Source organism: Mesorhizobium humile, from assembly GCF_033977215.1.
GTDB lineage: Bacteria > Pseudomonadota > Alphaproteobacteria > Rhizobiales > Rhizobiaceae > Mesorhizobium > Mesorhizobium humile.
This window is the reverse complement of the sequence record NZ_JAVIIV010000001.1, coordinates 80513-98000: the sequence shown is the minus strand read 5'-3', so window position 1 is coordinate 98000 and position 17488 is coordinate 80513. Positions and strand designations below refer to the sequence as shown.

General features: G+C 63.7%; 22 protein-coding genes. 11 read left to right on the top strand and 11 right to left on the bottom strand.

Features of this window, described 5'->3' with window-relative positions:
• The first annotated feature begins 98 nt into the window (after positions 1 to 98).
• Positions 99 to 806 (top strand): pyrimidine 5'-nucleotidase, encoded by a 708-nt coding sequence (locus RFM52_RS00500; protein WP_320293912.1) that lies wholly within the window; start codon positions 99 to 101, stop codon positions 804 to 806.
• Positions 807 to 1230: 424 nt separating this feature from the next.
• Here the strand turns inward: RFM52_RS00500 and RFM52_RS00495 are convergent, their stop codons facing one another.
• The 3 genes from RFM52_RS00495 to RFM52_RS00485 all read right to left on the bottom strand — a co-directional run bounded on the left by RFM52_RS00495 (position 1231) and on the right by RFM52_RS00485 (position 2745).
• Positions 1231 to 1698, bottom strand: coding sequence for a hypothetical protein (locus RFM52_RS00495; protein WP_320293911.1), 468 nt, complete (start codon positions 1696 to 1698; stop codon positions 1231 to 1233).
• Positions 1698 to 2150: a hypothetical protein gene (locus tag RFM52_RS00490; RefSeq protein ID WP_320293910.1), complete on the bottom strand. Its 453-nt coding sequence runs from the start codon at positions 2148 to 2150 to the stop codon at positions 1698 to 1700. Before RFM52_RS00490 ends, RFM52_RS00495 begins: the two co-directional genes overlap by 1 nt.
• Before the next feature lie 178 nt (positions 2151 to 2328).
• Positions 2329 to 2745, bottom strand: a complete 417-nt coding sequence (locus RFM52_RS00485) for a hypothetical protein (RefSeq protein ID WP_320293909.1) — start codon at positions 2743 to 2745, stop codon at positions 2329 to 2331.
• A 355-nt stretch (positions 2746 to 3100) separates the two neighbouring features.
• Here RFM52_RS00485 and RFM52_RS00480 point away from each other — a divergent pair, with 355 nt between their 5' ends.
• Both RFM52_RS00480 and RFM52_RS00475 read left to right on the top strand, forming a co-directional pair.
• Complete coding sequence (locus tag RFM52_RS00480; RefSeq protein WP_320294443.1) at positions 3101 to 3703, top strand: sensor histidine kinase; 603 nt, start codon at positions 3101 to 3103, stop codon at positions 3701 to 3703.
• 362 nt (positions 3704 to 4065) lie between these two features.
• On the top strand, positions 4066 to 4710 hold the full coding sequence (locus tag RFM52_RS00475; RefSeq protein ID WP_320293908.1) for a response regulator transcription factor: 645 nt from the start codon (positions 4066 to 4068) through the stop codon (positions 4708 to 4710).
• 128 nt (positions 4711 to 4838) lie between these two features.
• Here RFM52_RS00475 and RFM52_RS00470 read toward each other — a convergent pair whose 3' ends face one another.
• Positions 4839 to 5684: an LOG family protein gene (locus RFM52_RS00470; protein ID WP_320293907.1), complete on the bottom strand. Its 846-nt coding sequence runs from the start codon at positions 5682 to 5684 to the stop codon at positions 4839 to 4841.
• 144 nt (positions 5685 to 5828) lie between these two features.
• Here RFM52_RS00470 and dapD point away from each other — a divergent pair, with 144 nt between their 5' ends.
• From dapD to RFM52_RS00455, 3 genes are all read left to right on the top strand, one after another.
• Positions 5829 to 6683, top strand: coding sequence for a 2,3,4,5-tetrahydropyridine-2,6-dicarboxylate N-succinyltransferase (gene dapD / locus RFM52_RS00465; RefSeq protein WP_320293906.1), 855 nt, complete (start codon positions 5829 to 5831; stop codon positions 6681 to 6683).
• 125 nt (positions 6684 to 6808) lie between these two features.
• Positions 6809 to 7180, top strand: coding sequence for a DUF805 domain-containing protein (locus RFM52_RS00460; RefSeq protein ID WP_320293905.1), 372 nt, complete (start codon positions 6809 to 6811; stop codon positions 7178 to 7180).
• Positions 7181 to 7187: 7 nt separating this feature from the next.
• Entirely contained in the window at positions 7188 to 7889 is a 702-nt protein-coding gene (locus tag RFM52_RS00455) for a hypothetical protein (protein WP_320293904.1), read from the top strand.
• Here the strand turns inward: RFM52_RS00455 and RFM52_RS00450 are convergent.
• Positions 7864 to 8898, bottom strand: a complete 1035-nt coding sequence (locus tag RFM52_RS00450; RefSeq protein ID WP_320293903.1) for a 2-dehydropantoate 2-reductase — start codon at positions 8896 to 8898, stop codon at positions 7864 to 7866. The genes RFM52_RS00455 and RFM52_RS00450 overlap by 26 nt on opposite strands.
• Positions 8899 to 9073: 175 nt before the next feature.
• Here RFM52_RS00450 and dapE point away from each other — a divergent pair, with 175 nt between their 5' ends.
• The 4 genes from dapE to RFM52_RS00430 all read left to right on the top strand — a co-directional run bounded on the left by dapE (position 9074) and on the right by RFM52_RS00430 (position 11562).
• Positions 9074 to 10273, top strand: a complete 1200-nt coding sequence (gene dapE, locus RFM52_RS00445) for a succinyl-diaminopimelate desuccinylase (protein WP_320293902.1) — start codon at positions 9074 to 9076, stop codon at positions 10271 to 10273.
• A 2-nt stretch (positions 10274 to 10275) separates the two neighbouring features.
• Positions 10276 to 10881 (top strand): transporter, encoded by a 606-nt coding sequence (locus RFM52_RS00440; RefSeq protein WP_320294442.1) that lies wholly within the window; start codon positions 10276 to 10278, stop codon positions 10879 to 10881.
• Positions 10882 to 10966: 85 nt separating this feature from the next.
• Positions 10967 to 11248 (top strand): type II toxin-antitoxin system ParD family antitoxin, encoded by a 282-nt coding sequence (locus RFM52_RS00435; RefSeq protein WP_320293901.1) that lies wholly within the window; start codon positions 10967 to 10969, stop codon positions 11246 to 11248.
• Positions 11245 to 11562, top strand: a complete 318-nt coding sequence (locus RFM52_RS00430) for a type II toxin-antitoxin system RelE/ParE family toxin (protein ID WP_320293900.1) — start codon at positions 11245 to 11247, stop codon at positions 11560 to 11562. Before RFM52_RS00435 ends, RFM52_RS00430 begins: the two co-directional genes overlap by 4 nt.
• A 12-nt stretch (positions 11563 to 11574) precedes the next feature.
• Here RFM52_RS00430 and truA read toward each other — a convergent pair whose 3' ends face one another.
• Genes truA through def form a run of 4 tightly spaced genes read right to left on the bottom strand, consistent with a single transcriptional unit; the run spans position 11575 to position 14382 of the window.
• Positions 11575 to 12330, bottom strand: coding sequence for a tRNA pseudouridine(38-40) synthase TruA (truA, locus tag RFM52_RS00425; protein ID WP_320293899.1), 756 nt, complete (start codon positions 12328 to 12330; stop codon positions 11575 to 11577).
• Between the two features lie 24 nt (positions 12331 to 12354).
• The gene (locus tag RFM52_RS00420) at positions 12355 to 12861 is read right to left on the bottom strand and encodes a GNAT family N-acetyltransferase (protein ID WP_320293898.1); all 507 of its coding nucleotides are present in this window, start codon (positions 12859 to 12861) and stop codon (positions 12355 to 12357) included.
• Positions 12858 to 13793 (bottom strand): methionyl-tRNA formyltransferase, encoded by a 936-nt coding sequence (gene fmt, locus RFM52_RS00415; protein ID WP_320293897.1) that lies wholly within the window; start codon positions 13791 to 13793, stop codon positions 12858 to 12860. The genes RFM52_RS00420 and fmt overlap by 4 nt, the downstream gene beginning before the upstream one ends.
• A gap of 58 nt (positions 13794 to 13851) precedes the next feature.
• Positions 13852 to 14382, bottom strand: a complete 531-nt coding sequence (def, locus tag RFM52_RS00410; RefSeq protein ID WP_320293896.1) for a peptide deformylase — start codon at positions 14380 to 14382, stop codon at positions 13852 to 13854.
• A gap of 103 nt (positions 14383 to 14485) precedes the next feature.
• Between def and RFM52_RS00405 the strand changes: the two genes are divergently transcribed.
• Complete coding sequence (locus RFM52_RS00405) at positions 14486 to 15739, top strand: DNA recombination protein RmuC (RefSeq protein ID WP_320293895.1); 1254 nt, start codon at positions 14486 to 14488, stop codon at positions 15737 to 15739.
• 302 nt (positions 15740 to 16041) lie between these two features.
• Here the strand turns inward: RFM52_RS00405 and RFM52_RS00400 are convergent, their stop codons facing one another.
• Positions 16042 to 16446 carry a GFA family protein gene (locus RFM52_RS00400; RefSeq protein WP_320293894.1) on the bottom strand — a complete coding sequence of 135 codons (405 nt, stop codon included), beginning with the start codon at positions 16444 to 16446 and terminating at the stop codon, positions 16042 to 16044.
• Between the two features lie 34 nt (positions 16447 to 16480).
• Positions 16481 to 17440, bottom strand: coding sequence for a cation diffusion facilitator family transporter (locus RFM52_RS00395; RefSeq protein WP_320293893.1), 960 nt, complete (start codon positions 17438 to 17440; stop codon positions 16481 to 16483).
• Positions 17441 to 17488: the final 48 nt, after the last annotated feature.

Below are 17488 nucleotides of genomic sequence, written 5' to 3'. Positions count from 1 at the left end.
TCCGGGACTTATAAAATTTGAAGTGACCCGCCATTTTCACAATTCGTGACGCGCATAAGTTGTGGATAAACTCAGCGTCGGCATGCCATAAGAAAACCATGACAACGACACCCGATCCCGCCCGCTTCGCCCATGTTACTGACTGGGTGTTCGACCTCGACAACACGCTCTATCCGCATCACTCGAACCTGTTCGCGCAGATCGACGTGAAGATGACCGCCTATGTCGGCGAGCTGCTGACGCTTTCGCGCGACGACGCACGCAAGCTGCAGAAGGAACTCTACCTGGAATACGGCACGACCCTGAACGGGCTTATGAAGCGGCACGGCATCGACCCCGACGATTTCCTCGAGAAGGTGCATGACATCGACTATTCGCGGCTGGTGCCGGACCCTGTGCTGGGCGCGGCGATCCGCCAGCTTCCCGGGCGCAAATTCATCTTCACCAATGGCGACCGCAGGCATGCCGAACGCACCGCGCGCCAGCTCGGCATACTGGAGCATTTCGACGACATATTCGACATCGTCGCGGCGGGGCTGAATCCCAAGCCGGAGCGCCAGACCTATGAGCGTTTTGCCGAATTGCACTCGGTGACCGGCCACAATGCCGTGATGTTCGAGGATCTGGCGCGCAATCTGGCCGTGCCGAAAACGCTCGGCATGACGACCGTGCTGGTGGTGCCGCGCAATTTCGAGCCGACCTTTTCGGAGATCTGGGAACGCGACCCCGCAAACGAGGATGACGTCGATTTCGTCACCGACGACCTCGCCGGCTTCCTGACCGCGATCGTCGACGTCATGGCCTGAACCAACCCTGGATTGTCGGTACGCCGTCCGCGCGCAACGGGCACTGTTAGCGCAGACGGCGGAATCTAGTTCCTCTGCCCCAGTGATTTTGAAAGATTGCGGGCTTGTCGGGCTAGTCAGCCGAACGCTGGTGACGAGCTGGAGGCTCCTGAACCTCGTCATTCCAGGGCGGAGCAAGGAGCGAAGCGACGCGCGCAGACCCTGGAATCCATGCCGTTACCTGGACCGAAGTGTGCAACGGTGCAGAATTCTGGACCGCCGCGGCGCTTCCAAGTCACGGCATGGATCCTCGGGTCTGCGCGCGTCGCTACGCTCCTTGCTCCGCCCGTGGATGACGACCGCGATAAACGTCTCGGCCAATCGCCAAGGCCTGGAATCTGCCAACGCACACCAGCCAACCGGTCAAAACTTCTGCGTTGAGGATCTAGTCGAAATCCGGAATCGTGCCGGGCGGCAGCCCCAATCGGCCATTTAGCTCCTTCAGATACCGGCACCAGGCCGGCGTGCCTCCGGCTCCGCTGCCGTTGCCATTGCCGTCGGACGAGTAGCCGTTGCCGTGGCCATTGCCGCAATTGGCGTTGCCGTTGAAGCTGCCGCCATTGAAGTTGCCGCTGAAACTTCCGGCGTTACCGTTGCCGTTGAAGTTGCCGCTGTTGCCATTGCCGTTGAAGTTGCCGGAATTTCCGTTGCCGTTGAAATTTCCGGTATTGCCGAGCCCGTTGGTCACGCCAGCGCCGATCGGAAGGTCGGCAATTCTGACCAGGGTCGAGGCGTCGGCAACAAGGATCGCGGCAAGCAGCGTGCCGAGCGCGAGGCCGTTTCCATCAAGCAGCCTCGCCGCCACGCTGCACCGGCGAAGCCGAACGGACGCGGCTGATCTCACGCTGGTCATCAGCGGTTCCCCCGGCCGTTGGAGTTGCCGTTGAAGGCGCCGACATTGCCGTTGCCGTTGAAGTTGCCGCCGTTGAAGTTGCCGTTGCCGGCACCGATGTTGCTGTTACCGTTGTATTGACCGGCGTTGGAGTTGCCGTTGAAGGCGCCAATGTTGCCGTTGCCGCTTGTCGGCGAGGTGTTGGAGTTGCCGTTGAAGGCGCCGACATTGCCGGTGCCGCTGTTGAAGGCGCCGACATTGCCGGTGCCGCTGTTCTTGTAGCCGAGATTGCCGCCGAAGTTGCCGAGCGGGTTCATGCCCCTGACGTCCGAGCCGATGGCTTTGCCGTATTTGCCGACCGCCCCCTGAACGGCCGACATGCCGAAGGCCTGGCTGCCCGTCGTGGTGTCGGCCTTCGCCGCGGTTGCACTCAACAACCCCAGGCATAGCGCCGATATGACGTAGCGTTTCATCTGCGAGCTCCTTCCATGGCTAAGCTTGAAATTGGGCTTTTGAAATGGACCCCTGTTTCGAAAAGGACTGGGACCGCCGGCGACATGTCGCGATAGCCTTGCGCGGGGGACGGGCGCGTGGCTCGGCGATCCCAGAGACGTCAGCGTCGGCTTGGCGACGCTGTCGGTTGGACCAGCGCTAGCGGTTGGCGTTGCCGTTTCCGTTGCCGTTACCGGCGCCCCAGTTGCCGTTGCCGTTGGCATTGCCGTTGCCGAGGCCGAGGTTCCCGTTGCCGTTCACGTTGCCGTTGCCGAACCCGAAGTTGCCGTTGCCGTTGCCATTGCCGTTGGCGATGCCGGCATTCAGGTTGCCGTTGTAGTTGCCGTTGAAGGCGCCCCAGTTGCCGTTGCCGTTTCCGTTACCGTTGCCGATGCCGAAATTGCCGTTGCCGTTGAAGTTGCCGTTGAAGGCGCCGGTATTGGCGTTGCCGTTGCCATTGCCGTTGCCGACGCCGACGTTGCCATTGCCGTTGCCATTGCCGCTACCGACCGACGTTGCGGATGCCGATCCAGTCAGAGCCGACAGGACGGCCGCGGCCAGGATGATCTTTCTCATGACGTTCTCCTTGGTTTGTGTTGAGCTTCCCGGCCAGTTCAAGATGACCGGGAGGACGCTCTAAGGATGCACGCAGAAATAGCGGCGAGACATTCGGGATGTTCAGCGGAGGTTGTCGGTTTTTCTGCTGATCGCCATGTCAGGAAAATTTGAAGTAATCAGGAAAAAACTGACAGGCATAAAGGCATCTGGCGGGTGTATATTGCGCGGACATTCATGCCTTTTCTCGCCGACCCGCAGGTGGCTTGCGACCCCCGCGACGGCAATGGGAAGAGAAAGGTTGATGTGGGCGGGTATGACTACAAGCAAGGACAATAGGGCCCTGCGCCGTAGCCTTGCGCGGCGCTTGGTCGCCGTGCAGGAAGAGCAGCGCCTGCGGCTGTCGCGGGAGTTGCATGACGACCTCGGCCAGATGCTGGCCAGTGTCGCGCTGGAGTTGCACAACGTCCGTGCCGGCACGCAAGGGATGGACGGGCGTCTCGCGCGTGCCGCGATGCTTATCGATCGGCTGAGCGCCAAGGTGCATGACGCGGCCTGGAACCTGAGGCCCGCGGACCTCGATCGCACCGGCCTGCGCGCTTCGGTCGAGGATCTGGCGACAATGCTTTGCGGCCAGCTCGGCATTGCATGCGAGATGGACCTCGAAGCCCTTTCGAACCCACTGCCCGCAGAGACCGCGCTCACGCTTTATCGTGTCGCGCAGGAGGCGCTTACCAATATCGGCAAGCATGCCCAGCCAAGCCGGGTAAGCGTGACGGCGCATATCCAGGCCGACCGGATGCGCCTGACGATCGAGGATGATGGCCGCGGCTTTGACGGCCGCGCCGAACCAGGCCCGGGTCACCTGGGACTTGCCGGAATGCGGGAGCGGCTTGCGCTGGTCGGCGGTGAGTTGACGGTCGAAACCGCCAGGATGAAAGGAACTACCATTTATGCGGATGTGCCGTTGGCACACTGAAAAGTGGGTGGGAGGCTGCGCCTTCCAACGAAAGTCTGATGGGGTGGGGAAATGGTCGCTTCGGCTTCGGGCCTGTTCATCGCGTTTTGCCAAGTGTCTGTTTTTGCACAGTTCCGGATGGCAGAACCGCGACGCACCTTTCTTAAAATTCGTCTACGTGAAGCGCTGCACATCCCGGACATTAGTCACGACTTACAATTCGGCCTCATGGGATTAGGCGGGGGATGGCTTACCCGTTGCGGCCGTTTAGGGCCTGAGACAGACGGGCGTCCCGCGCCAGGCGGGGCAGTTGCCTAGACCATCAAGGACAAAGAGGACCCTTTCCGCGTGACAGGGCCTTTGGCAGACTGATGGAGGTTAAGGTGTGCTCCAGGCGCATATTCGTGGTCGACGACCATCCGATCATCCTGTCGGGGGTCGGCGCGATGATCAACAGCCAGGACGATCTGACGATCGTCGGACTGGCCGGAAACGCCGAGGATGCCCTTGAAGGGATCGGCAAGGCGCTGCCCGATGTCGCGGTGGTCGACATATCGCTTCCGGGCGTCAACGGGGTGACGCTGATCGCACGGCTCGGCGAACGCTTTCCCGAGGTCAGCTGCATAGCGCTCACGGCGCATGAGGACCCGGGCTGCCTGCGCCAGGTGCTTGCGGCCGGCGGACGCGGCTTCGTGGTCAAGCGGTCGACGGCGACGGACCTGCTGCAGGCCATCCGGTGCGTATTGGCAGGCGACAACTATGTCGATCCGGCGCTTGCGGCGCGCATATTGAGTCCACGCAGCGCCACGCAGGGCGATCCCGGCAATCTCAGCGAACGGGAACGGTCGGTCATCCAACTGGTGGCGCAGGGCTACAGCAACAAGGAGATCTCGTCCCGGCTCAACCTCAGCATAAAGACGATCGAGACCTATCGCACCAGGGCAACCGAGAAGCTCGCGCTGCACTCACGGGCGGCCATCGTGCGCTTCGCGCATTCGAATGGCTGGCTGGCCGAGTTGCCCGTATGAGCAGACCGAGCCGGATGCCGTTCCGGGGTAGAGGAATTGGAGAACTGAGGAATTGAAGAGCTGGAGAACAGGCGAACGATCTGGACGTCCTTTTTCCCCAATTCTCCAATTCTTCAATTCATCAGTTCCTACTCCCCCAACTTGTAGAAGCGGCGGATGATGTCCCACGCTTCGTCGGCCGTGTCGACGAAATCGATGATGTCCTGATCGCCGGGCGAGATCGTGCCCTGCTCGGCGAGGAAGTCGAGATCGATCGCCCTTTGCCAGAACGCCTTGCCGAACAGGATGACCGGGACGCGCTCCATGCGTCCCGTCTGGATGAGCGTCAGCGTCTCGAAAAATTCGTCCATCGTGCCGAAGCCGCCCGGAAACACCGCTACCGCCTTGGCGCGCATGACGAAATGCATCTTGCGGATGGCGAAGTAGTGGAAGTTGAAGCAGAGCTCCGGCGTGACATAGGCGTTGGGCGCCTGCTCGTGCGGCAAAACGATGTTCAAGCCGATCGACGGCGCACCGACGTCGTCGGCGCCGCGGTTGCCCGCCTCCATGACGCCGGGCCCGCCGCCGGTGACGACGACATACTCACGATAATAGGACGTCGCCGACTGCTGCGAGCACAGGCGGGCGAATTTGCGCGCCTCCTCGTAATATTTGCTGTTCGCCTCGAGGTTCTTCCTCTGCGTCTCGTTCTTCGCCGCCCAGGCCTCGCCGCCCGGTTCGGGCAGGCGGGCGCCGCCGAACAGGATGACGGTCGAGCGGATGCCGCGTTCGGCCAGGATCATTTCCGGCTTGAGCAGCTCGAGCTGCAGCCGCACGGCGCGCAATTCGCGCCTGGTCATGAAGTCGGGATCGTTCCAGGCCAGCCGGTAGGTTTCGGCTCGTGTCTGCGGGGTATCCGGCACGCTTTTCGAGCGTTCCAGGTCCTCGTCCGAATGCGGCAGCGGCGTCCATCCCGCCTTTTCCATGGGAGTCATCGAATCCACCCGTCCAATTCCCTTACTTGCGCCGTCCCGTGACGCTGGCGCGATTGACCCTCATTCAGCCTTAACATAGGGTCCGCGCGACTTTTAAACAGGTTAAGGCGCAGCCCCTTAACAGCTTGGTAATGGAGCGAAATCATGTCGAAGCCTGATCTGGCGAGCCTCGAAAAGACCATCGAAAAGGCTTTCGAGGAGCGCGACACGATTTCGGCAGCGACGCGCGGCGAGACGCGCGAGGCCATCCAGGCGGCGCTCGACCTGCTCGATCGCGGCATCGCCCGCGTCGCCGAAAAGCAGGACGACGGCAAGTGGCACGTCAACCAGTGGCTGAAGAAGGCGGTGCTGCTCTCCTTCCGGCTGAATCCGATGGAGATCATCAAGGGCGGTCCGGGTCAGGCCGTGTGGTGGGACAAGGTGCCGTCCAAATTCGACGGCTGGAGCGCCGTCGACTTCGAGAAGGCCGGCTTCCGCGCCGTGCCGTCCTCGATCGTGCGCCGCTCAGCCTATGTCGCGCCGGGCGCCGTGCTGATGCCGTCCTTCGTCAATGTCGGGGCCTATGTCGATTCGGGCACCATGGTCGACACCTGGGCCTCGGTCGGCTCCTGCGCCCAGATCGGCAAGAACGTGCATCTTTCCGGCGGCGTCGGCATCGGCGGCGTGCTGGAGCCGATGCAGGCCGGCCCGACCATCATCGAGGACAATTGCTTCATCGGCGCGCGCTCCGAAGTGGTCGAAGGCTGCATCGTGCGCGAGGGCTCGGTGCTTGGCATGGGCGTGTTCATCGGCCAGTCAACCAAGATCGTCGACCGCGCCACCGGCGAGGTGTTTTACGGCGAAGTGCCGCCGAACTCGGTGGTTGTCGCCGGATCGCTGCCGGGCAAGCCGCTGCCCAATGGCGAGCCGGGCCCGAGCCTCTACTGCGCCGTCATCGTCAAGCGCGTCGACGCCAAGACCCGTTCGAAGACCTCGATCAACGAATTGCTGCGCGATTGATCCTGCGTAAAGCGCGTCGCGATCTTTCAGATTCGCTCCCTGCGCTTTAGGTTTTCTTGCGCATGTCTTTGTCCCGAAACCGGTTCCCACTTTCGGGAGACATTGCTTTAACGGAGCGGACGCGGTTGTCTGAGAGATCGCAATTCCTCTGGCTGTTCTTCAGCCTTTCGGGGCGGCTGAGCCCGGTCGCCTATGCGCTGGCCGGGATCTTGCTGGTGCTTGTCCAGTTCTTCCCGTTCTACCAGTTCGCGCGGGTGGAGCTGAACACGACCGCCAGCCAGAACTGGGCCATGATATGCTGGGGCGTGCTGTTGATCTCGGCCTGGGCCACCTTCGCGGTTACGGCAAAGCGCTTCCATGATTTCGGCAAGCCGACCTATTTCGCGCTGATCTCGCTCATCATCGGTCCGATCCTGCTCATCATCCTCGCCTGTTTCCGCAGCGATCCCGGACCGAACCGCTACGGCAGGCGCACCAACGCGCCGGGCGATAGCTGAGGTCGCCATGCGCTACCGCACGCTCGATCCGACGCGGATCATCGAGACCGCCCAAAGGCTGGAGGAGCGTGTCGCCGAGCGGTTCCCGGAAAGAGGCCTCAGCGCCGTCGCCGCCGAACTGGTGTCGCTGTCGCAAGATCTCGCCAAGGCCGCCAAGGAGCTGGAAGCGCCGATCTGGTGGCTGCGCGGCGTCATCGTCGCGGCCTTCATCGCCGGCGTGGCGATGTTCCTGTTCGTCGGCACCATCCTGCCGCTCGACCGCATTTCGGGCGCCGACGATGCCGTGCAGTCGATGCAGGGCATCGAGGCGACGATCAATACGGTGATCCTGGCGGTGCTCGGGCTGCTGGCGCTGATCCGCACAGAAGAGCGGATCAAGCGCAAGCAGGTGTTCCGGCAGCTGCACGGGCTGCGCTCGCTGATCCATGTCATCGACATGCACCAGTTGACCAAGGATCCGGCGACCTTGTCGGCCGACTTCAAGCCGACCTCGCACTCGCCCGCCCGCATCACCAACGCGGCCGATCTGGCGCGCTATCTCGACTATTGCTCGGAAATGCTGTCGATCACCGGCAAGATCGCGGCGCTGTTCGCGCAGTCGGTCAATGACGATGTCGTCGTCAATGCCGTCAACGATATCGAGAACCTGTCCTCCAACCTGTCGCGCAAGATCTGGCAGAAGATCACGCTGATCGAGGACCGCCGCTGACCTCGTCCGGCGTCAGCCCCGGCGGACCGCGCTTTGCCGCTTCCGCCTGACGCACCAGCGCGGTCACGCGTTCGTTGAGCGGCGTCGGGATGCCCGCTTGCTTGGCCAGGCGAATGACCGCGCCCTGCAATTCGTCGATCTCGGTCGGGCGGCCGCGTTTGACGTCGTCCCACATCGACGAGCGCGCCTGAGGGTCGATCGCCAGCATGCGGCGCGCCAGAATCCCGAACAGCCAGTCGGGCAGGCGCAGCACTTTCGGCAGCAGCGACGGCGGCAGGCCGGTGATGCGCGCCGGCGCTATGCCCGCCGCCCGCATCGCGGCGAGCGCCTCGTCGATCTCGGCGGCGAGGATGGCGCGCCAGCTTCGGTCGGCCAGTTGCCTTGCCAGCGGCAGGTCGGAGAGCGCCACCAGGGCATTGTTGAGGTTCATCAGCAATTTGCTCCACTGCACCGCCTTCATGTCGGCGCGCGCTTCGACGGCAAGCCCGTCGACGTCGAGCAGACCGACAAGGCCATCGACGCCGTCGTCGATCATCACCTCGCCCTGGCTGGCGCGATGCGCACGCAACGGCGTCTCGCCGTCGGGCGACTGGACGACGTTGAACATGACCATGCCGGTCAGCACCCGCCGTCCAGGGAGCGCGGCGCGCAATCTGTCGGCATTGTCGACGCCGTTCTGCAGGCTGACCACCACGGCTTCCGGGCGCCCGTGGGCGGCGATCAGCCCGGCCATCTCGCCGGTCGCGCCGCTCTTTACCGTCACCAGGATGACGTCCGCGTCGCGCAGCGCGGTTGCCGGATCGTCGGTCGCCGAAATCGCCTGCGCTTCGACGCGGCGGTCGCGGCCGTCAAGATCGCTGACGCGCAGCCCGCTTTCGCGCAGCGCCTCGACGACACGGCCGCGGCCAAGGAAGACGACCTTGCGTCCGGCGAGCGCCAGGCAGCCGCCGACATGGCAGCCGATGCTGCCGGCGCCAGCTATCGCGATCGTGCTTGTTGCACCGCCCATGCATTCGTCCTCGCTTGGCTCACGACTTGCCATGATGCATGTCGTTTCTCCCAGAACCGCTGCACACTTCTGGGCGGCATGCATTTATACGCCATGAAAACCATATTGTCGGCGGCATGACCGGCGATGATCTGCCATCGTGACACGACAAACGCTTTCGACTATCGCTTTGCCCATGACATTGCCGACCGATCCCGCCGCCAATCTTGCCGCCCTGATCCGCTGTCCTTCCGTGACGCCCGCCGAAGGTGGGGCGCTCGTCGCGCTGGAGGCTATGCTGAAGCCTCTCGGCTTCTCGATCGAGCGACCGGTCTTCTCGGAAGACGGCACGCCGGACATCGAAAACCTCTATGCGCGGCGCTCGGGCAACGGCCCGCATCTGATGTTTGCCGGCCATACCGACGTCGTGCCGGTGGGCGACGAGGCGGCCTGGACGCATCCGCCCTTCGCCGCCGAAATCGCCAATGGCGAGATGTATGGCCGGGGCGCCGTCGACATGAAGGGCGGCATCGCCTGCTTCATCGCCGCGGTGGCGCGCCATGTCGCGAAGAATGGCGGCCCGAAAGGCTCGGTGTCGCTGCTGATCACCGGCGACGAGGAAGGACCGGCCATCAACGGCACCACCAAGCTGCTCGACTGGGCGGCGGCCAAGGGTGAGAAATGGGACGCCTCGATCGTCGGCGAGCCGACCAATCCGGATGCGCTCGGCGACATGATCAAGATCGGCCGGCGCGGCTCGATGTCGGGCAGCGTGACCGTCAACGGACGCCAGGGCCATGCCGCCTATCCGCAGCTTGCCGACAACCCTGTGCGCGGGCTGATGAGCCTGGTCGACGCGCTGCTCCATCCGGTGTTCGACGAGGGCACGAAGGATTTCCAGCCGACCAATCTCGAAGTGACGTCGATCGACGTCGGCAATCCGGCGACCAACGTCATCCCGGCCAAGGCGACGGCCATTTTCAACATCCGCTTCAACGACACCTGGGATGCCGAATCGGTCCAAGCCGAGATCCACAACCGGCTCGACCAGGCAGCAGGCCGCAAGAAATACCGGCCGGACAAGAAGACGCCGGTCGACTACGAGCTCGTCTGGCGCGACCGGCCGAGCCATGTCTTCCTCACCCGCGACGACAAGTTGATCGATAAGCTGAGCGGTTCGGTCAAGGCGGTGGTCGGCAAGACGCCGGCACTCTCCACCTCCGGCGGCACGTCGGACGCGCGCTTCATCAAGGATTATTGCCCGGTGGTCGAGTTCGGCCTGGTCGGCAAGACCATGCATATGGTGGACGAGCGCGTCGCGCTTGCCGACCTCGAGACGCTGACGCAAATCTACGAACGCTTCATCGAAGACTGGTTCGGACAAGGCCTTTCGTGACCATGCTTTCGGCGGACGAAACCTATGCTTCGCTGGCCGGCGCCTGGCGGCTGATGTTCGGCAAGGCCGACGGCTTGCGCCTGCTCGACCTTTCGGCCGACGGTTTCTGGAATTCCTTCTTCGCCATCGTCGTGGCGGCGCCGGCGCTGATCGTCGGCTGGGTCGGCATCGCCAATGAGATCGGCGATCCTGACGCCTTTGCCGGGCGTCTCGGCATGCTGATACGGCTGGCGACCGTCGATATCGGCTCCTGGGTGCTGCCGCTGGTGGCGCTGGCGCTGGTCGCGCCGCGTGCCGGCATCGGCGGCCGCTTCGTCCACTATGTCGTCGCGTCCAACTGGACATCGGCGATCATCGCCTGGCTGATGCTGCCCTCGGCGCTGCTCAGGCTTTTCCTGCCCTCCACCAGCGACGTCAACAGCCTGGTGTCGCTGTTCTTGTTCGCGCTGTCGATGGTGCTGACATGGCGCATGACCAATGCATCGATCGGCAAGGGCGCCGCCGTGGGCACAGCCGTCTTTGTCGGCATGTTCATCGCCTCGCTGCTCGTCCTGTTCGGCCTGCAGGCGCTGCTCGGTATCGACTTCCCGGATGGCACGACGGGCTGATCTTTGCCCAACAGATGGCACCTTTCATTTTCGAGCCGGAATGGTATGATAATTTCATACTGCTGTCCTCGCGGAGCGCGAACCCATGTCCGCCACCGAAAAACGCACTTTCAGCCTGCCGGCGGAGCAAGCCGCCTTCATCGATCAGCTTGTGCGCTCCGGCACCTATGCAACCAGCAGCGAAGTCATCCGCGCCGGGCTTCGCGCCCTTCAGGAGCGCGACGCCGCAGTGGAGCGCTGGCTGCGCGAGGAAGTCGCTTCGACCTATGATGCGTGGAAGGCAATTCCCGGCAAGGGCATTTCGCCGGAGGAAATGGCCGAACGGGCGCGCAAGCGCCACGCGACCCATTCGCAGAAGAAACCGTGAAGCGGCGGACCGTCATCTACACGCTTGATGCAGGCAACGATCTCGATCGCATCTACACCATCATTGCTGAAGCCAGCAGCCCTGCCACGGCGGACCGCTATGACGGTCGCATACGGGCGTTCTGCGAGCGCCTCGAACATGGCTCTGAACGCGGCACGCGTCGTGATGATGTGCGGCCCGACCTTCGCGTCGTTGGATTTGAGCGCCGGGTAACCGTCGCTTTCGTCGTGGAGCCTGAGCGGGTCGTCATTTTGCGCCTGTTCTATGGCGGAGCGAACTGGTCGGACGAACTCGCTGAAGGCGACACCGGCTGATCGAAGCGTCCTTCAGATGGCTTCCTGGTAATCCACCCCGACGAGAAAAAGCCCATCCGGCGGCGCCACCTGGCCGCAAGCCGCACGGTCGCGCGCTTCGAGCGCCGCCTTGAGATCGGCGGCGCCCCAGGAGCCGTCGCCGATGCGCCGCAACGATCCCACCATCGAGCGCACCTGGTTGTGCAGGAAGGAGCGCGCCGAGGTGCGGACCTCGATGAAATCGCCAGCGCGGCTGACGTCGAGGCGGTCAAGCGTGCGGACCGGGCTTTCGGCCTGACACTGGGTGGAGCGGAAGGTGGTGAAGTCATGCTTTCCAAGCAGCACTTTCGCCGCTTCGTGCATGGCCTCGGCGTCGAGGGGCTTCGGCACCCACCAGACCTTGCCCTTTTCAAGTGCCGCCGGCGCCCGGCGGTTGAGGATGCGATAGAGATAGTGGCGGCCGGTGGCCGAAAAGCGCGCGTCGAAATCGTCGGCGACGACGGAGGCTTTCAGGATGGCGACGCGCGCGCCGGCCGCCTGCAGATGGGCGTTCACGGCGTCGCGCACCTTGTCGCCCGACCACGCTTTGGCCAGATCGACATGCGCCACCTGCGCGGTGGCGTGCACGCCGGCATCGGTGCGGCCGGCGGCACGTATCCTTAGATCTTCGCCGCAGAACTTTTCGATCGCCTGCTCGATCGCCTGCTGCACCGAGGGCTGGTCGGCCTGATGCTGCCAGCCGGCGAACTGGCTGCCGTCATATTCGATATCGAGCCGAAAACGCGGCATGCCAGTCGTACTTTTATCTTTAGCCTAGGCGGCCAAAGCGGTGAAGGCCGAAGCGTAGACCAGCTTGCCGGTCTCGGGCGCGTCGCCCCAGGCCAGCGCCTGCAGCGCCTCGCCCTGATACTCGCTCTCGAACTTCCCGGCGCGGGCATGGCTATAACCGAAGCGGCCGTAATAGACCGGATCGCCCAGAACCACGGCCAATTTCTCGCCGGCTTCCTTGAGGCGCACATGCGCCTCGCGGATCAGCGCGCCGCCGATGCCGGTGCCGTGAAAGGAGGGCTCGACCGCCAGCGGCGCAAGCGCGACAGCCGCGAACTCTTTGGCGCCGTTTCGCACGAAAAGCCGCGAGAAAAGAATATGGCCGACGACCTGGCCGTCTTCCTCGGCAACCAGCTCGACGACGGCATCGCCGCCGGTGACAAGGGCGTCGACCAGGCCGGCTTCCGCCTGCTGGCCAAAGGCATGCTCTTCGACGAGGCGGATCGCCTCGCGATCCCGCGGCGTCGCCGCGCGTATCGACATCATGCTCATGTGAGTTTCATTCCTTTTTCGATCTTGGCTCCGCGCAAAAACTCCTGCGCGGCGGCAGGCTTTCCGCCCGCCCGTTGAACTTCGACCAGCCTGACCGCGCCTGCCCCGCAGGCAACCGTCAGCCGGTCATCGAGAATTCCTCCCGACTCGCCGACGCCATCCGAGAGCGTCGAGCGAAGCAGTTTCAGCCGCTCCATGCGGCCGCCAATTTCGACCTCGCACCACGCGCCCGGAAAGGGCGAGAGGCCGCGAATGTGATTGTGGACTTCGCCAGAAGGCCGCGTCCAGTCTACGCGTGTCTCCGATTTATCGATCTTTCGGGCGTAGGTCACCCCTGCCGTTGCCTGCGGGGTAAATGTCAGACAATTTATCCCCAACTGCGCGAGCGCCTCGACCATCAGCGAAGCGCCTTGTGCCATCAGGCGGTCATGCAATTCGCCGGCCGTCATATCGGGTGCGATGGCGACTTTTTCAACCAATGCCACCGGTCCGGTGTCCAGACCCTCTTCCATCTTCATGATCATCATGCCGGTTTCGCTATCTCCGGCCATGATCGCACGCTGGATGGGAGCAGCACCACGCCAGCGTGGCAAAAGCGAGGCATGGCCGTTGAGACAGCCGAGCCTGGCCGCCTCGAGAACCGCTTTCGGCAACAGCAGGCCATAGGCGACGACGACCGCGACATCGGCCTGCAAGGCGGCAAAAGCCTGTTGCTCGGCGTCGCTTTTCAGCGATGTCGGCGTGCGCACGTCGAGCCCCAGCCGCTCGGCCTCGCGCTGCACCGGGGACGGCGTCAGTTCCAGCCCGCGCCGGCCTGCGGCGCGCGGCGGCTGCGTGTAGACGGCCGCGATCTCGTGGCCGGCCTCGGCGATGGCGCGCAAGGTCGGCACGGAAAAATCCGGCGTGCCCATGAAGATGACGCGAAGCGGCATGATGTCCTGCGATCCTGTCTTGCGGTAGGCTCAGGTGCTCGCGCGGCCGAAACGGCCCTTAGCCCACCATCTTGCCCGGCGCCTTGTCCTTGGCGAGCTTCTTGAACTTCCGCACCACCATGTCGCGCTTCAGCTTCGAGATGTGGTCGATGAACAGCACGCCGTTGAGGTGGTCGATCTCGTGCTGCAGGCAGGTGGCCATCAGCCCCTCCGCCTGAATCTCCTGAAGCCTGCCGTCGCGGTCGAGATACTTCACCCGCACCGAGGCCGGGCGCTCGACCTCGGCGTAATAGTCGGGAATCGACAGGCAGCCTTCCTCATAGACGGAACGCTGGTCGGAACTCTCGAGCACTTCCGGATTGATGAAGACATGCGGCTGAGGCTCCTCGCCTTCCTTGGCGAGGTCGATGACCAGCAGCCGTCGCGGCTCGCCGACCTGGATGGCCGCAAGGCCGATGCCCGGCGCGTCATACATGGTTTCCAGCATGTCGTCGGCCAGCTTGCGCAAATCGGCATCGACGTGCTCGACCGGCTTGGAAAGCTGGCGCAGGACGGGATCGGGGAGAATGATGAGCGGCTTGATCGACATGGCGTCTCACCTAAGACGTCGTTGGAAAAGCGTCAACCGGTGTGGAATCGGCCTGTTCACGTTTTGATCTGTGCCACGCGGCCGAATCGGTTATGCTGGCCAAATGAACGACATGACCACCATCCTTTCACAACCGATCGCGCGGCTCGGCGCCTCCACGATCACGCTCGGCCAGGCGCTGGGTTTCGGCGTGTTGCTGCTGCTGTCGCAGTTTGTAGGATTGGCCGTGGCCTTGTGGCGCGCGGCCAAGGCGCGCGCGGTGGCCGCGGCCGAAGCGGCCGACCATGCCCGGGACACCGAGGCGCGCATCGCCGACGTCCTGCGGTCGCAGGCCGAGATGCACGGACGCATGGGCGCGATCGCCGAGGTGTTCGGGACGCGGCAGGCCGAGCTTACCCAGTCGCTCGGACAACGGCTCGACGCCATGACCGGCCGTCTCGGCCAGACCATGGCCGAGCAGACCAAGTCGACGCATGAAAGCCTTGCCAAGCTGCAGGAGCGGCTGGCGGTGATCGACACCGCGCAAGGCAACATCCAGTCCTTGGCCGGCCAGGTCGTGCAGCTGCAGGCGATCCTTTCCAACAAGCAGACACGCGGCGCCTTCGGCCAGTCGCGTATGGAGGCGATCGTCGCCGACGCCCTGCCGCATGGCGCCTATGAATTCCAGGCGAGCCTCTCCAACGGCAGCCGGCCCGATTGCCTGGTGCGGATGCCCAACGGCGCGCCGATGCTGGCCATCGACGCCAAGTTCCCGCTCGAAGCCTGGAACGCCATCCGTGCCGCCGAAGGCGCCGACATGCAGAAGGCGGCGGCGCAGGCTTTCCGGCGCGACATCGAGGTGCATATCCGCGATATCGCCGAAAAATACCTGCTCCAGGGCGAGACGCAGGACACCGCCTTCATGTTCGTGCCGTCGGAATCGGTGTTCGCCGAAATCCACGAGAATTTCGAGGCGGTGGTGCAGAAGGCGCATCGCGCCCGCGTCGTCATCGTTTCGCCCTCGTTGCTGATGCTGTCGATCCAGGTCATCCAGGCGATCCTCAAGGACGCCCGCATGCGAGAGCAGGCACATCTGATCCAGGGCGAGGTCATTCGGCTGATGGAGGACGTGGGGCGCGTCGACGAGCGCGTGCGCCGGCTGCAGACGCATTTCGGCCAGGCGGCGCGGGACATCGACGACATCCTGGTTTCGACATCGAAGGTGACCAAGCGCGGCCAGAAGATCGAGGCGCTGGAATTCGCCGAGGGCGAGACCGAGGCCGCGCGAAGTGCGGCGCCAAAGGCAGAGGGCGGTCCGCGCGTGGCCGATTCAAAGACCGGCCAGTTGAGGCTGCGCGTCGTCGAAGGCGACGAGTAGTTGCTCGACGCGGACGTTGGAACGAGCGATTCTTCCTTCGCTTGCAAGGTCGCATACCTCGGAGATTGGCCAAACGCCCATCGCTTCGTCATTCTAGGGCGGAGCAAGGAGCGAAGCGACGCGCGCAGACCCTAGAATCCATGCCGTGACACTAAGGGGTTGCAACTGTTGCAGAATTCGGCACCGTTGCACCATCGGCTACTGTCACGGCATGGATCCTCGGGTCAAGCCCGAGGATGACGAAGGCGTGCAGGATTCGGCCAATCGCCAAGGCTTGCGCCAGCGGGCCGATCCGATAGCCCTTACTGCTCTTCCGTCGTCGCCATGCCCACGAATTCCGGAAGCCAGCGCAGGGCCGATCGGTGCCATTTCTGCTGTCTCGGGACCAAATCCTGACGCTGCCTGGCGGTCCCGACCCTGATCCCATAGACCTTCGGACCATCGCCGACTGACGTCGCGTAAAGATGCGAGCCGCACTCGGCACAAAAAGCCTGGGCGCGCCTGGCGCCGCTTGCCACGACCTTGATGTAGATCTTCGGCGCGCCCCGGGTGATCCGGTAGTCGCTTTCCGGCGCCGGGACGGTAACCCGGAAGGCGGTGCCGGTCAGTTGCTGGCAGTCGGTGCAGTGGCAGATCGAGGTCTTTTCCGGATCGACCTCCGCCTCGTAGGCGATCGCGCCGCAATGGCATCCGCCGTCGATCTTCATCGTTCCTTCTCCTCACAAACTCGCTGCATTGAACCTAACCCTCCTCGGAGACCTCGGCGATGGCCTTGCGCCGCTGCTCCCATGTGCCAGTCGCCTGCGGCTTGACGAAGAGCCTTGAGATTTGCGGCATTTCCGTCTTGAGCCTTGCCTCCAGGCGCTCGACGCAGGCCTCGATCTCGGGCGCGGTGAGGTGATCCTCGAATTCGATGCTCAAGCCGGCGACGATTTCCTCCGGACCGATATGGACGCTCAATATGCCGTTCGCCCGCTGCACCGCAGGGTCTTGCTGGGCGATCGCCAGCACCCGCTTCTGCACCTGCGGCGAGGCCGGCTCGCCGAGCAGCAGGCTCTTGCTTTCGCGCGCCAGGAAGATCGCCGTCGCGCCCAGGATCAGCGCTATGCCGATCGAGGCGACGCCGTCGAGCTCGGGCATTTTCATGATTTCGGCCGCCAGTATGCCGGCGAAGGCGACGATCAGGCCAAGCAAGGCGGCGCTGTCCTCGAACAGCACGGTAAAGACGCTCGGATCCTTGCTTCGGTGAATTGCTTCGAACCAGCCCTGGCCGCCCTTCTGCTGCCGGAACTCCTTCAGCGCCACCAGCCAGGAGCTCCCTTCGAACAGGAAAGACAGACCAAGCACGACATAGTTGACCTTGGCGTTGACGACCGGCTCCGGCGCCATGATGTGGATGACGCCTTCGTAGAAGGAAACGCCGGCGCCGAGCGCGAACACCAGAAGCGCAACGATGAAACTCCAGAAATAAAGCTCGCGCCCGTGTCCGAGCGGGTGGGTGCGGTCGGGCGGCCGCGCGGCGCGGTGCATGCCATAGAGAAGCAGCGCGCCATTGCCTGTGTCGACCAGCGAATGCACGCCTTCCGACAGCATGGCGGACGAACCGGTGAAGGCGGCCGCCGCGAATTTGGTCACAGCGATCGCCAGATTGCCGGCTAGCGCTGCGTAAATCACTTTTTTCGAGCCGGCGTGGCCTGCCATCTGTTCCTGACCTGTCCGATACGACCGACCTTAGTGGCCTGCCGGCCA

Bases quoted from the DNA above. Each gene is read 5' to 3' on its own strand.
- RFM52_RS00420 (WP_320293898.1), bottom strand. From the start codon at position 12,861: ATGAGCATGATGTCGATACGCGCGGCGACGCCGCGGGATCGCGAGGCG.
- RFM52_RS00395 (WP_320293893.1), bottom strand. From the start codon at position 17,440: ATGGCAGGCCACGCCGGCTCGAAAAAAGTGATTTACGCAGCGCTAGCC.
- RFM52_RS00405 (WP_320293895.1), top strand. From the start codon at position 14,486: ATGAACGACATGACCACCATCCTTTCACAACCGATCGCGCGGCTCGGC.
- RFM52_RS00500 (WP_320293912.1), top strand. From the start codon at position 99: ATGACAACGACACCCGATCCCGCCCGCTTCGCCCATGTTACTGACTGG.
- def (WP_320293896.1), bottom strand. From the start codon at position 14,382: ATGTCGATCAAGCCGCTCATCATTCTCCCCGATCCCGTCCTGCGCCAG.
- dapE (WP_320293902.1), top strand. From the start codon at position 9,074: ATGACATTGCCGACCGATCCCGCCGCCAATCTTGCCGCCCTGATCCGC.
- fmt (WP_320293897.1), bottom strand. From the start codon at position 13,793: ATGCCGCTTCGCGTCATCTTCATGGGCACGCCGGATTTTTCCGTGCCG.
- dapD (WP_320293906.1), top strand. From the start codon at position 5,829: ATGTCGAAGCCTGATCTGGCGAGCCTCGAAAAGACCATCGAAAAGGCT.
- RFM52_RS00455 (WP_320293904.1), top strand. From the start codon at position 7,188: ATGCGCTACCGCACGCTCGATCCGACGCGGATCATCGAGACCGCCCAA.
- RFM52_RS00450 (WP_320293903.1), bottom strand. From the start codon at position 8,898: ATGGGCGGTGCAACAAGCACGATCGCGATAGCTGGCGCCGGCAGCATC.
- RFM52_RS00440 (WP_320294442.1), top strand. From the start codon at position 10,276: ATGCTTTCGGCGGACGAAACCTATGCTTCGCTGGCCGGCGCCTGGCGG.
- RFM52_RS00435 (WP_320293901.1), top strand. From the start codon at position 10,967: ATGTCCGCCACCGAAAAACGCACTTTCAGCCTGCCGGCGGAGCAAGCC.
- truA (WP_320293899.1), bottom strand. From the start codon at position 12,330: ATGCCGCGTTTTCGGCTCGATATCGAATATGACGGCAGCCAGTTCGCC.
- RFM52_RS00400 (WP_320293894.1), bottom strand. From the start codon at position 16,446: ATGAAGATCGACGGCGGATGCCATTGCGGCGCGATCGCCTACGAGGCG.
- RFM52_RS00495 (WP_320293911.1), bottom strand. From the start codon at position 1,698: ATGACCAGCGTGAGATCAGCCGCGTCCGTTCGGCTTCGCCGGTGCAGC.
- RFM52_RS00490 (WP_320293910.1), bottom strand. From the start codon at position 2,150: ATGAAACGCTACGTCATATCGGCGCTATGCCTGGGGTTGTTGAGTGCA.
- RFM52_RS00470 (WP_320293907.1), bottom strand. From the start codon at position 5,684: ATGACTCCCATGGAAAAGGCGGGATGGACGCCGCTGCCGCATTCGGAC.
- RFM52_RS00485 (WP_320293909.1), bottom strand. From the start codon at position 2,745: ATGAGAAAGATCATCCTGGCCGCGGCCGTCCTGTCGGCTCTGACTGGA.